11 protein-coding genes and 2 tRNA genes are annotated in these 13,558 nt (G+C 43.5%); 9 read left to right on the top strand and 4 right to left on the bottom strand.

Annotated elements, in window-relative coordinates:
* Positions 1–17 precede the first annotated feature (17 nt).
* Both Q0890_RS01275 and Q0890_RS01270 read left to right on the top strand, forming a co-directional pair.
* Positions 18–674, top strand: coding sequence for a GntR family transcriptional regulator (locus Q0890_RS01275; protein WP_299216483.1), 657 nt, complete (start codon positions 18–20; stop codon positions 672–674).
* A 9-nt stretch (positions 675–683) separates the two neighbouring features.
* Positions 684–1,064 carry a carboxymuconolactone decarboxylase family protein gene (locus Q0890_RS01270; protein ID WP_299216480.1) on the top strand — a complete coding sequence of 127 codons (381 nt, stop codon included), beginning with the start codon at positions 684–686 and terminating at the stop codon, positions 1,062–1,064.
* A 209-nt stretch (positions 1,065–1,273) separates the two neighbouring features.
* On the opposite strand, the gene Q0890_RS01265 is transcribed toward Q0890_RS01270, so the two are convergent.
* A tRNA-Asp gene (locus Q0890_RS01265) sits at positions 1,274–1,350 on the bottom strand.
* A 50-nt stretch (positions 1,351–1,400) separates the two neighbouring features.
* Positions 1,401–1,476, bottom strand: a tRNA-Val gene (locus Q0890_RS01260).
* A 447-nt stretch (positions 1,477–1,923) separates the two neighbouring features.
* On the opposite strand from Q0890_RS01260, the gene Q0890_RS01255 reads away from it, so the two are divergent.
* From Q0890_RS01255 to Q0890_RS01225, 7 genes are all read left to right on the top strand, one after another.
* Positions 1,924–3,564, top strand: a complete 1,641-nt coding sequence (locus Q0890_RS01255; protein WP_299216477.1) for a cardiolipin synthase — start codon at positions 1,924–1,926, stop codon at positions 3,562–3,564.
* A 91-nt stretch (positions 3,565–3,655) separates the two neighbouring features.
* On the top strand, positions 3,656–5,134 hold the full coding sequence (locus tag Q0890_RS01250; RefSeq protein ID WP_299216474.1) for a sel1 repeat family protein: 1,479 nt from the start codon (positions 3,656–3,658) through the stop codon (positions 5,132–5,134).
* A gap of 212 nt (positions 5,135–5,346) precedes the next feature.
* The gene (locus Q0890_RS01245; RefSeq protein ID WP_299216472.1) at positions 5,347–6,948 is read left to right on the top strand and encodes a 3-deoxy-D-manno-octulosonic acid transferase; all 1,602 of its coding nucleotides are present in this window, start codon (positions 5,347–5,349) and stop codon (positions 6,946–6,948) included.
* 38 nt (positions 6,949–6,986) lie between these two features.
* Positions 6,987–7,727 carry a 16S rRNA (uracil(1498)-N(3))-methyltransferase gene (locus Q0890_RS01240; protein WP_299216470.1) on the top strand — a complete coding sequence of 247 codons (741 nt, stop codon included), beginning with the start codon at positions 6,987–6,989 and terminating at the stop codon, positions 7,725–7,727.
* 208 nt (positions 7,728–7,935) lie between these two features.
* Complete coding sequence (locus tag Q0890_RS01235) at positions 7,936–9,066, top strand: Fe(3+) ABC transporter substrate-binding protein (RefSeq protein WP_299216468.1); 1,131 nt, start codon at positions 7,936–7,938, stop codon at positions 9,064–9,066.
* 59 nt (positions 9,067–9,125) lie between these two features.
* Positions 9,126–10,796 carry an iron ABC transporter permease gene (locus Q0890_RS01230; protein WP_299217975.1) on the top strand — a complete coding sequence of 557 codons (1,671 nt, stop codon included), beginning with the start codon at positions 9,126–9,128 and terminating at the stop codon, positions 10,794–10,796.
* Positions 10,797–10,946: 150 nt separating this feature from the next.
* Positions 10,947–12,242 (top strand): ABC transporter ATP-binding protein, encoded by a 1,296-nt coding sequence (locus tag Q0890_RS01225; protein WP_299216466.1) that lies wholly within the window; start codon positions 10,947–10,949, stop codon positions 12,240–12,242.
* 90 nt (positions 12,243–12,332) lie between these two features.
* Here Q0890_RS01225 and Q0890_RS01220 read toward each other — a convergent pair whose 3' ends face one another.
* Together Q0890_RS01220 and Q0890_RS01215 are read right to left on the bottom strand one after the other, a co-directional pair.
* Entirely contained in the window at positions 12,333–13,196 is an 864-nt protein-coding gene (locus Q0890_RS01220; RefSeq protein WP_299216463.1) for a methyltransferase domain-containing protein, read from the bottom strand.
* 68 nt (positions 13,197–13,264) lie between these two features.
* A complete protein-coding gene (locus tag Q0890_RS01215; protein WP_299216460.1) occupies positions 13,265–13,540 on the bottom strand; it encodes a hypothetical protein in 276 nt (91 codons plus the stop codon).
* Positions 13,541–13,558 lie beyond the last annotated feature (18 nt).

Raw genomic sequence — 13,558 nt, 5'->3', positions numbered from 1 at the left:
GATAGAGTAAAGGTCCAATGTTAGAGAGAGTAGAGAAGCCAAAGACTTTAAAAGAAACAGCATTAGAACAACTGCGTATGGCGATTATGGTAGGTCAGCTTGAGCCAGGTGAAAGATTGGTAGAACGTACAATTGGTGAGCAGTTAGGCGTTAGCCGAACAGTAGTACGTGAATGCATCAGGCACTTAGAAAGCGAGCATTTGGTGACTGTCACCTCAAGTGGTCCTTCAGTGACAGTATTAGAAAACAGTGAAATTCGCCAGATCTATCAATTACGTGCCATGCTTGAAAGTGAGGCAGTACGCCATTGTGCCGAACAAGTAACTCCCAAAATAGTAAGCACTTTACAGAGAGGATTGACTCAAATTAGAGCTGAACTTCATGCAGGAGACGTTGCTTGCGCTCTAGAACACTCGCGTTTGTTTTATGAGTACCTGTTTGTTATAGCGGGAATGACAGTAGCATGGGAGCTGACAGATAAGTTAAATGGACGTATTGGGCGTTTACGGTTTATGACTTTGTCTACGCCGGAGCGTGCGAATAAAGGTCCTGATAATTTGCAAGATATCATTGATGGTATTGCTAATGGCGACAGTAAAGCTGCCATCGAAGCTTGTCAAAAACATATTGATGAAGCATGTCGTATGGGCTTGCTTCTTAACCAACAAGAGTGAGAAACAATCATGGATAAACAACGTTTCGAATTAGGACTCACCCAGCGTAAGGCGACCTTAGGCGAGGAGTATGTCGATAAAAACATACAGGCTGCCGATGATTTTAATCGACCATTTCAAGAAGCCATGACCGAATGGTGTTGGGGTTTTGGGTGGGGTGATGCAGCTATTGATGTTAAGACTCGTTCTTTAATGAATCTAACCATGATTGCCGCTTTAGGAAAAATGCATGAATGGGAGTTGCATCTAAATGGGGCAATCAATAATGGTTGCTCTGTGGAAGAAATTCGAGCCGCCATTCATGCTATTGCAATTTATTGCGGTGTGCCACAAGGGGTAGAATGTTTTCGTATTGCGCGTAAAGTACTGACAGAACGTGAGTTATTATAACTTTTTGCAAGAAGTAATTAACATTAATAGAAAATGTGTTCAAAACATTTTGGTAGCAATGTCGCTGCTTTTAATCAGCTGCATTACACTAATCGTAGGTGTTTGTATAAAAAGAAACCCAGACACAAAAAAACCTCAAACAATCTAATGTTTGAGGCGAAACTTGCTTAAACTTAATGTCTAAATTCGTTTTAGCTGTTTACAAAATATGGCGCAGCGGACGGGACTCGAACCCGCGACCCCCGGCGTGACAGGCCGGTATTCTAACCAACTGAACTACCGCTGCTTAGGTCGTCTTAGCATCTTGCCTTTATAAAAGGCCCACTTGCTAATAAGTGGTGGGTGATGACGGATTCGAACCGCCGACATTCTGCGTGTAAGGCAGACGCTCTACCAACTGAGCTAATCACCCTGAGAAGCGTATAAAAAAAGCACTGCAATTTTAGCTTCGCAAGAGAATTTTCTTTAAAGAGAAAATTCTAGAGCATAAAGCACAGTGTTTTATTAGCTCTCAACAAGAGATATTATGAATAACTCCCCTTGCTGTGGGTGTGTATTATATAGATTTACATCTGCCTGTCAAATAGTATTTTATAAAAATTTCAAATAATCCAAAATAGATTGTAATCATGAGCTCTGGTAGCAGCAGCTTATAGTAATGAATGATTAAAATACCTTGAATAAATATGTATTAAGCAAGGGTGCTATTATAATACGAGAGTGAGATGATTTGATAAGCTGCATTCGTTAAATACGGCTTGTTGCCTTTATCTATTGTTTGATAATAAAAAACTACTATACTACCAAACCGTAGATATCAATTATCAATTTTTTCTATCCATATTTTGTTCTGCGTAGGGTGAGGGAGGCAGTTATAGAATCTTTAGCGACTGAGCAGCACCTTGCATCGTGGTCTTGGGGTAGCTTTGCAGGGTTAGGACTGCTATTACACATCATATTAATGGTGATCATGACTTTGCGTGTGGTCTCGGTACAGCGCAATATTGGAGTGGCGATTGCTTGGATAGCGGTTCTATACACCCTGCCAGTGTTTGGGTTTATAGCTTATATTCTAGTCGGCGAACCGATGATTGGTCGTCGTTATCGGCAGCGTGTGGATCAAGCAAGCTTGCTAATGAACGACATAGCAGCACGTGAGCGGATGGTATTTGATCAAGGACAAGATTTGTTGCCGATTAACTATCGGGGCGTGAGTCGTATCGGTACACGCTGGACAGGGTTTGGCGTGTACGCTGGACATAGGATGCAACTGCTAACTTCATCTAGAGCGTTTTTTAATCATCTGATTAGTGATATCGATAATGCTAAGCGCACCATTCTTATAGAGTTTTATATTATCTATCCTAAAGGCCAAGTCTTAGAGGTGTTAGAGTCTCTAGCTGCTGCCGCCAAACGCGGGGTAGAGTGTCATATACTAATCGACAGTGTCGGCAGCTTTAGCTTTTTTAATAGCTCTGAGCATCAAGCGTTAGAGCGAGCAGGCGTGTTCGTACACCAGTCACTACCGGTAGGATTGTTTAAAACCTTGTTTAAGCGCTCTGATTTGCGCAATCATCGTAAGATTGTGGTGATCGACGAGTATATCGGTTATACCGGTAGTTTTAATTTGGTGGATCCCAAGTTTTTTAAACAAGACAAAGGTGTTGGGCAGTGGGTTGATGTGATGATGCGCAGCGTTGGTCAGCAGCCAATTAGCATAGCTACGGCCATGGCTAAAGTTGTCATTACTGATATCGGTGCTGAAAACAACGACAATCTAGATGCGTTAGATAAGCGGGTAAATAGCTATACTCGTAAGTTGTATGTGTTGAATCCAACCATCAATGATATTAACAGCCGCATTCAGGTGCTCGTTGATGATGTGGATAATTATATACCTACCGTACCAGGCTCAAAGTCGATTGCGATACCGCAAATGCCTGTGGTTGATGATGTCGTTGCACAGCTCATTCCTTCAGCGCCGCAGGTGACCGCTCATGTCATTTATAATACTTTAGTGACTATTATTCACCGCGCCAATAAGCGTATTCAAATTACGACGCCTTACTTTGTACCAGATGAAGCACTATCAGGAGCGCTGGAGACAGCAGCAAAGCGCGGTGTCGATGTGACTTTAATTATTCCAGAAAAGGTAGATTCGTTTTTGGTGCAGCATGCGTCACAAGCGTATTATCAAGAACTGCTTGAAGCTGGCGTAAAGATTGCATTGTTCCAAGGTGGACTATTACATGCTAAAACGGTAGTTATTGATGATGATTATTGCCTGTTTGGTACAGTGAACATCGATATGCGTAGCTTCTATTTAAATATGGAAGTCAGTTTGGCGATATATACACCTGAAATGGTTGCTCAAGTCGCTGACTGCCAAGATGCTTATTTGCAAAGCTGCCGGTTTTTGAGTTTAACAGAGTGGCAGCAGCGTCGCGATTCTGAACGATTGTTCGATAACGTAGTGCGTCTGTTTAGTCCTTTATTGTAGTCGTTACCATCTTTGTATAACTGATTTGTATGACCGATGCCTAATCTAGTAATGCTATTTGTGATTTTTATTCAGAGGATATGCCCACTCCATGCTTGCTACGCCAAACGCTACTTTAGCTAAGATCCCTAAAACGTCACTTGATTATATGGCGGAAGGCTACTGGCAAGATTTTATAGCAGATCGTCCTATCGCAGGGGGTATCGCTTATGAAAAGCAGCTGCATGAGTGTCAGTTAGATGAATCGCTTGCCAGCTTACAGCGAGTAGACACGCTAATTTTGCAGATACGCCGCGATATGACAAAGGCAAAAGATCAATCTGAGGGTTTAGATGAGAATGCACTGCTGATTGATGAGCGTTATCGCAACTTATTACTGTTTTTGGCATTTTATGCAGGGCGAGTGCTGGCGCACCAGTGGCAAAGCGAGCCACATTGGTATGGACAGTTTGAACTAAAAAAGCATTTTGATACGCTACCGTTGATTGCAGAGGATTTTTATCAATCCATGGCTGTGGTATATAGTGATAACTCTAACGATAGCGCAGGTATATTTTTTGCGTTAGAACCCATAGGCTTGCGACTATTTGGGCATATTGATCGACAGTTTCAGGCAGTGCAAGGTGGGCAAGTTGCTAGCGGATTGTATCAAGCAGTAAGTGCGCGACTACCAAAAAATAATGGTATTGATGAGAGTGTTACAGCTGAACCAAGTGTAGAGCATTATTCTGAATCAGTAGATATTCATCCAAGATTAATCAATAATGAAAATTTTCAAAACCAACGGCTACCAATCCAAGCGACCAAACACAGAGAAATTCCTGTTACCAAGCTAGCCGTAGCACAGCAAGCTGAGCCTTCAATAGTCGATGTAGCAGCGAGTGTCAAACCTAAAATATCTGAAATGCCTACTAATATCAGTGCAATTACTACTCAACTGCAAACTGTTAGCCCCTTAAAGGTCTCTATAACGCCAGAAATATTTACTCAATTGCTTATAGAGTTAGATGAGATTAAGGTGCCACAAGCTACTGGCCATGATGACTATCTGCAAGCGTGCAAAATACTGGATCAATTCGAGCACCATATTGCGCGGCAAAATAAGCCGCGTGACCAAGTAACGTTTTTAGAGCAGCATCAGGCTGCACGGCAGCAAGCATTAATACGTCTGCAAAATTCTGCCGAATCTGGTAATACCACTGCGATGTTACGCTTGGCTATGTACGAGTTACTAGGTGAAGGACAAATAGCGGATGCAGAAGCCAGTAAAGTAGTAGGGACAGACTGGGTCAAACAAGCGGCAAACAAGAAAGATATCCGCGCTCAGCGCTTACTTAGTAAAATGTACTATCAAGGTATCGGCGTGCCGCAAGAGGTGATTAGCGGTCAGTATTGGTTGGAGGAAGCGGCTAAAAATGGCCATACAGAAGCAGCAGATCTGGTGGCTAAGTGGCAACAAGCTCAAACATTAATCACATCGAAAAAACAAGAGCAGCATAGTATTAAGCGTTATCAAATATTGCTAGGAGTAGTGGTGCTGGGTGCAGTATTACTTATTGTATTTGTATAATAATCAAACACTCTCTTATCGCGTTGTAAGGTTTTAGACTGGCTATTTAACGATGTCATAAGACAGTAATTAGTAGGCCATACGATTTTCTGTGCACATTTTCTTCGCACATAGTCACTAAGTTGTATGGCTTTTTTCTGATTTACGGTAGAATTTATCAACGGTTGACTGTCTAATTTGTCATTTTATTTATCACAAAACTGGGCTTTTCCATGCCATCACCTTCTGTACCACCGTCTACTGAATCTGAGCCATTAGCGGCTCAAAAAGATTTTGATGACGATACGCTGGATAATCATTCGCTAGATAACTGTGCGTTAAGTAGTACTGCGCCAATCAAACGCGCGACTCGCATGCCACCTTGGTATTATCAGCTTGCTATCACGCTACTAAAGCCGTTGTATCGCATGCAGGTTTGGCGTCGTTCGCGCAGTCGTGACAACTATCAACAAGAAGTTGCGCAGCGCTTTGGCAAACAATATCCACCGTGTCCGGTATCGAGCGACACAAGCGATAATAAAATAATTTGGTGTCATGCCGTCTCGCTAGGGGAGACCAATACAGTCGCGCCCTTGCTCGACGCTCTATTGGCGCAAGGCTATGATATATGGTTGACCAATACCACACAGACGGGTCATGCGCGCGGTGCCAGTCGTTTCGCTGAGGAGATTGCTCAAGGTCGGATGAGTCAGAGTTATGTGCCAGTAGATACGCCCGCCGTTATCGAGACATTTTTGGCGCATGTACAGCCCGTCGCTGCGTTGTTTGTCGAAACTGAATTGTGGGCAAACATCTTAGCCACTTTATCGCAAAAAGACATTCCTAGTATTCTGGTAAATGGACGACTATCAGCGGCATCTTTTACCCGCTATCAAAAGATAAGCGCCGTAAGTGCTAGCATGATGCAAAACCTCAGTTTAATCATCGCGCAAGATAGCGACTCTGCTAAACGCTTCCGGCAGTTGGGAGCAGATAGTGCGCAGATACGCGTTGCAGGCTCACTTAAATGGGTCATCAATACGCCTAAAACTACCAATTCCAAAAACGTCACTGATTCCAAACTAGCAACTAATAAAGTCAAAGAAGATGGCGCTATTAATGAGTTGTCGAATCTGTCTGATTCGCAGTTTGTAGACCGTCCAGTTTGGATAGCAGCGAGCACTCATAGCGGTGAAGAAAGTATGGCATTAGCGCTGCACCAGCAACTATTGGATATAGCGGAGCTGTCTACGGCCCTACTTATCATCGTACCCAGACATCCTGAACGCTTTGATGAGGTGGCTACGCTCATTAGCGAAACAGGTTTGCAAATGGCAAGGCGCAGTCAAGACGAAGACATCACTACGAAAACGCAGGTTTATCTGGCTGATAGTATGGGTGAGCTGATGCGATGGTATGCACAAGCAGATGTAGCGCTTGTTGGTGGTTCTATCGTTGATATCGGCGGCCATAATCCTGTGGAGCCTATGAGTGTGGGCACGCCAGTACTTATGGGACAGTATACTCAATCATGTCAAAGCGTCGTAGATAAGCTGGCAAGTGCTGGTGCTTTATATCAACCAACCAACCATTTTTATCAAGCAATTGGCAGTGACGAGCATCTAATAAACGACTCTACAAGCGATGATGAGATGATATATCAACAGCTACAGTTTTGGCTGCGTCATTTAGAGACTGCCAGACAAGCGGGACAAGCAGGCAAGCAAATGACCATTCAGGAGCAGGCAGTATTACCTCGTCAACTAGCGATGATAGAGGAGACGATTGAAAAGTTTTCTAGCGTGTATCCTCAGACCGACCAGCAGTATCTCTAATCGTCGTTCACTCTTATTTTTATTAAGCGATCTGCTCTATGAATTGTATTTTGTTGCCTGCATCTGATATTACACTGCCTTATGCACAGATTAACTCGCCTGTACAAATCGAACACATCAATCAGGTATTGAAGCTACCAGTTGGTGCGACGCTCAAAATCGGTCAGCTTGGAGGCAATCTTGGTACAGCAGTGATCGATGCTATGTCACCTAGTAACATACAGCTACGTGAGGTACAGCTTGATATTCCGCCACCAGCCAAATTAGAAGTTACTCTGATTTTGGCATTGCCACGGCCTAAAGTACTACGGCGCTTAATCATGGACATGACTGCATTGGGTGTTTGTCATATTATTCTGATCAATAGTTACCGTACCCAAAAGAGCTATTGGCAAAGTCCGCTACTGAGGCGGCTTGATGAATTTGTATTGGAAGGTCTGCAGCAAGGGGTCGATACGATAGCGCCGCGCATTTCTTTACAAAAACGCTTTAAACCGTTCGTCGAGGATCAGCTGCCCAGTCTGATTACTCATGACGCTATAGTCGCTCACCCTTATAGCGATCTGTCCTTTTCGCAATATCTGCAACAGTCTGCACAGTCTATATCTTCTGCAAGAGCTCAGCGGCCAGATGTGGTTTGCATTGGAGCTGAAGGAGGCTGGGTCGATTATGAGATTGAACTGCTATGCAAGCAGGGATGCAAAACGGTAAATATTGGGCCACGAATCTTACGCACAGAAGCTGCTGTAAACGTGATTTTGGGTCAATGGCTAATATAAAGTAGATAGAGTGAAGCTCTCTAAAACCTCTCTATAAACTGTGCTTTCGGCGGCAAAGTCAGTCGAAATAAATGTATTGATAATTAATCTCATTTCTATTAGTATATTGTTTCTGGTTTTTATCATTGTTTTAGCAGTATAAACGCCTACCTAATTGCTCATCATCTAAGCTATCTCATTTATCTTTTACACTATTATGGAGAAGACCATGTCATCGAACGCGGTTGCTGAACGTCTGTCGCTAACTCGCCCTGTTAAGGCTACCTTATCTGTTGCTGTCTTTGGCATGATGATGGGTCTAGTGGGTTGTAATAACGCATCGACTCCAGCTGAAGACGCAGAGACGCAAACGCCGACAACTGAAGAAGCCAGCGATGATAATGCCGTAGCGACTTCGAGTGATGAACAAGTGGTGACGATTTATTCGTCACGTAATGAGCAGCTTATTAAGCCATTGTTGGACAAGTATACCGAAGAGACAGGCGTAAAAATTGAGCTGGTTACTGACAAGACAGGTCCATTAATGGCACGCTTACAAGCTGAAGGTCAGAACACACCGGCCGACATGTTATTGACGGTCGATGCTGGAAACTTATGGCAAGCAGCGCAGCAAGGATTATTGCAGCCAGTCGCTTCTACGGTACTTGAAAGTAATGTTCCTGCTAAATACCGAGATCCAAAAGGTCAGTGGACAGGTCTGTCATTACGTGCACGCACGATATTTTATGATCCAAACAAAGTCAGTGCCGATGAGTTATCGACGTATGCAGATTTGGCCGATCCAAAATGGAAAGGTAAACTGTGCTTGCGTACCTCTAAAAAGGTCTATAACCAATCGCTTGTCGCCAGTATGATGGAGCATTTGGGCGAAGAAAAGACAGAAGAGGTTATTCGTGGATGGGTCGATAATCTAGCGACTGACGTATTTAGTGATGATACCAGCATGTTAGAAGCCATCGCTGCAGGTCAATGTGAAGTTGGTATTGCCAACAGTTATTACTATGGCCGTATACTTGATGAAAAGCCTGACTTCCCTGTCGAGATATTTTGGGCAAATCAAGATACAACAGGCACACATGTAAATATCTCTGGCGCTGGTGTGACCACCAACTCAGACAATCCAGATGGCGCGCTTAAACTAATAGAGTGGTTGTCCTCTGATGAAGCTCAAGGTATTTATGCCAGCTCTGACAAAGAGTATCCAGTAAAAGAAGGTATTGATGAATCAGACATGCTCAGATCTTGGGGTACGTTTAAACAAGACGATATCAATGTGCAAAAATTTGGCGAACTACAAACACAAGCTATCCAGATGATGGATAAAGCAGGTTATAAATAATCTTTTAGTGGATAGTTTGGTTTATACGCGTCTGACAGGGTAATATCTATATTATGACAATGACAAAAGCGTCTGCTAGTGAAGACAGTACTGTCAAAGATAGCCCTGCCAGCGACACTCGTGTTGTTCGTCAAGAGCGTATAGCCGGTAAGCGCATTATTTCAAAATCAGTCTTAGGGCTGATTTCGTCGTTTATGCTCATCCCAATTTTAATTGTGCTTTTTGCATGGACGCAGCCAGTTGCAGATATCTGGTCGCATATGACAGATTATGTGCTACCGCAAGTCCTCAAAAATACGGTCATCTTACTGCTTATGGTGACTGTGATTGCTGGCAGTATTGGTACGGCATTGGCGTGGTTAACAAGTATGTACCGTTTTCCAGGACAGCGGTTTTTTTCGTGGGCGCTGATGTTGCCATTAGCTATGCCCGCTTATGTGCTAGCATTTGTGACAGTGGGAATAGTTGATTTTAGTGGACCGTTACAGACAGGACTACGTGATTTGGGTATCAGTACAGCGATACCTTCAGTACGTAACGTCTGGGGTGCTGGGCTAATATTGTCATTGGCGTTTTATCCTTATGTGTATCTGCTGGCAAGACAAGCTTTTTTATCTCAAGGTCGGCGTGCGATAGAAGCAGGTCAGATGCTGGGGCTTAGCCGTAGTCGAGTGTTATTTCGCTTGGCTCTGCCGCAAGCGCTGCCTTGGATTATCGGTGGGTTGTTGTTAGCAACTATGGAGACTTTGGCAGATTTTGGTGCCGTCTCGGTATTTAATGTCGATACCTTTACCACTGCTATTTATAAAGCATGGTTTGGATTTTTTAGTCTAACTACGGCAGCACAATTGGCCGCTTTATTGATCGGTGTGGTATTTATTGTGGTATTGTTTGAGCAGTATTGGCAAGCAAGGCGCGGCAATGCGGTTACCCAAGGTAGCAATCGCCGCCTTGAGGCCAGTACCCCTGCAAAGCTTACAATGACGCTGCTGTGTACGCTCGTATTTTCAATCGCCTTTCTCATACCATTTTTACAACTGTTCTATTGGACGGCGACGAATTTTCGCCAAGATTTTGATGCACGTTATATTGATTTTGTCACTAATAGCTTGATGATTGCTAGTATGACGACGCTACTTATTGCTTTTCTTGCGATTATCATTGCGTGGATTAAGCGGCAGTATTCTGACAAAACAACGAAGCTAATGATCACTTTAGCCAATTTGGGTTATGTCGTACCAGGCACAGTACTAGCTGTAGGGGTTTTTATTCCGATTGCTTGGGTTGATAATCAACTGATCGCCATCGGGATTACCTCAAAGCAAGTGCTATCAGGAAGTGTTATTGTCATGCTACTTGCGCTTTCAACCCGCTTTATGACGGTCAGCTTCCAACCCATCGACCGTCAGCTACAGCGTTTGACGATCAATCAAGAGGCGGCTGCAAAGCTACTCAGTGATAGTCCATTACAGCGTTGGCGTCAGGTGGTATTGCCGATACTCAAACCAGGCATGTTGACTGCTCTATTAATGGGTTTTGTAGAAGTCATGAAAGAGATGCCGATTACACTTATGACACGGCGTCAAGGATGGGATACGCTGGCAGTACGCGTGTTTGAGATGACTAGTGAGGGGATGTGGGCAAGGGCTGCTTTACCAAGCTTACTCATCGTACTTGTCGGACTGATTCCGGTATGGATATTGCTACGTCAAAGTGACAAAAATAGCTAACGTAATCATACTTTTTGAATCTACTATATCGTCATTCTAATTTAACGTACTATGTATTGTAGCGTACTGTATATAGCTATATTCAATTAACACTTATTATTACTTTTATCGTATTACTTATTTTATCTCTAGCGCTCATTGGTAACATCTATGCATACCGACCTGATCAAAGACTCAGCAGACCGAACAGATCAATCCAAACCGAAATCTCCTGGCAAAAAAGTCATGCCTACCAATATTAGGCAAGCCTCTACCTGTGCGGTCATTATGCCGCAGTCCAAGCAGCATGAATCGATAAAGATGCATGATAAGCCTTATCTTAGTGTTAGAGGTTTAGTCGTCGGTTATGATGATACCACTGTCGTTGATAAGATGTCTTTAACGCTGCAGCAAGGTGAGATTGGTTGCTTTTTAGGCTATAGTGGCTGCGGTAAAACCACAGCATTACGTGCTATCGCTGGGTTAGAGCCTACGCGCCAAGGCTCTATTAGCTTAAATGGTCAGCGGCTAACAGAGCAGACAGCACGCACATCTTTTGCCGTTGCACCAGCTAAGCGCGGCATGGGCATGGTGTTTCAAGACTACGCATTATTTGGGCACTTAAGTGTGGCAAAAAACATCGCCTTTGGTCTGAACAGTTGGTCAACCGCTGACAAAAAAGCACGTGTGACTGAAATGTTAAACCTGGTTGAGTTAACTGAGCATGCCAGCAAGCGTCCAAGTGAGCTTTCAGGCGGTCAGCAGCAGCGAGTTGCTTTAGCACGCGCCTTAGCACCAAAGCCCCAATTGTTATTACTTGATGAGCCATTTTCGAATCTTGATGTAGTACTGCGTGAATCACTGGCGATGAATGTACGTGATATTCTTAAACGTACCAACACCACAGCGATACTGGTGACTCATGATCAAAACGAAGCCTTTGCGATTGCAGACAAAGTAGGGGTCATGCATAGAGGTAAGCTGGTACAGTGGGCCACGCCAAGTGAGCTATACCACGAGCCAATCAGTCCGTTCGTTGCTGAGTTTGTTGGTGAAGGAGCCATGATAGATGGCATCATTAAGGAGGGACATGTCGAGACCGCGCTTGGTGATATCTATCGGCGTATGGAAGTCTACGATGAATTAGGGCAGCCGCAGTATTGCGAGTATGACTATCCTAATGGCACGCCGATCAAAGTATTGGTGCGTCCTGATGATATCATTCACGATGATGACAGTACGCAGACGGCATTAGTCGTTGGACGTGTGTTTCGCGGTGCCAACTATCTATATCGTTTGCAACTCGATGATGGACAGACGGTTTTATCCTTAGTCGCCAGTCATCACAATCATGAGATTGGAACGCATATTGGTATTTTGCCTTTGCTAGAGCATGTGGTTGTATTCGATGAAAAAGAGATTAATGCCACGACTTGGTCAGAATATGATAGGTCATTTATAGATTAAGAAGTAAGAGCGTAATTGATACTGATCAATATTCCAATGAAACAATATTTTCAAGGCGATAAAAGGGCTATGACAAAACGGCTATTAACATTAAGTTTTGCGAGTGGCCATTATATGTAGATAACGGCCAAGCCATTTATAGGGCTCTTGCTGCGAGTAGCGTAGCTCCATTCTAATGACTGCGTCAGGGTCGGTATGCCCGCCACGCTTTAATGGTGCATAGTCATGAAATACGCGCAGACCACTCTCTAATACGATTTGATACTCATGTTGTTGTAACCATGACTCAACCTCTTGTTTGGCAACAGGATAATTGGGCGTCAAACTTTTGTTATTGTCCGCTTGATAGTCAGCTTTATCAAGTAAGGTATCAAGCAAATTAAAATTACCCATGATCAAGTTTCGATAATCAAAGCTTGCCGGATTGTAAAAACACAATGACAAGACGCCATCAGTCGCCAGCTGCTTATCGAAGAAGTCCATCACCGCTCTTGGGTCTGCAAGCCACTCAAGTAATGCATGACACAGTATGACATCAAACTTATCTGTAGAGTCTGTCGTTGGTTTATCTGTTCCTAGTTTAGCTTCAAGCGCCTGATAAGGGCAGACATACCATGTGATATCAAGATTTTTGCCCGTCTGCTCTGCATTCGCTTTGGCTTTGTCGATCATATTAGCAGATATGTCATTGATGACGACTGTATGGCCTTGAATAGCAAGTTCTGTTGCAATCTGGGCGAGTCCGGCGCCCACATCTAAAATATGCAATGGTCGCTTGAGCAAATGGCTAAGTTGTTCGACATAACCAAAGATATCACGGCGTAAGACAGCCAGACGAATATCACCCTTTAAACCACCATATACCTTTTTTTCAAAATGATCGGCAATCGCATCAAAACTGCGGTCGGTACGTTCATCGTCTAGTGCTGTCAATGGATTGTCATCGTTTATCATTACTTTTGAGTCTGCTGTTTATGGATGTATAAGGTGGTATTTTATGGATATATCAATCGTTAATGGCTTTATCGTCTTCTATTAATTACCCATTTAAATACCAGTTTTGCTAGAGTGATAATGACAAATACCACGACGATAAATACCCAAATACCATTGTTTTGTAAATTGTCTTGGTAGGCTTGCGCTAAGTAACCAGATAATACCATCGCAATCAGTAATGAGCCCCAGCGCACAAAAGGTAGCGCGCGGTAATGATGGCTTGGAAAGCTGACAGCATAGTCACTAGAAAAGCTGTACAGTATCATAGCCAAAATCCAGACGATAACAAGGATGATATCCATAACAATAAATGCCTATTT

This window comes from uncultured Psychrobacter sp., from assembly GCF_947488565.1.
Lineage (GTDB): Bacteria > Pseudomonadota > Gammaproteobacteria > Pseudomonadales > Moraxellaceae > Psychrobacter > Psychrobacter saeujeotis.
The sequence above is the reverse complement of the archived record's forward strand: the minus strand, read 5'-3'. Positions and strand labels throughout refer to the sequence as shown.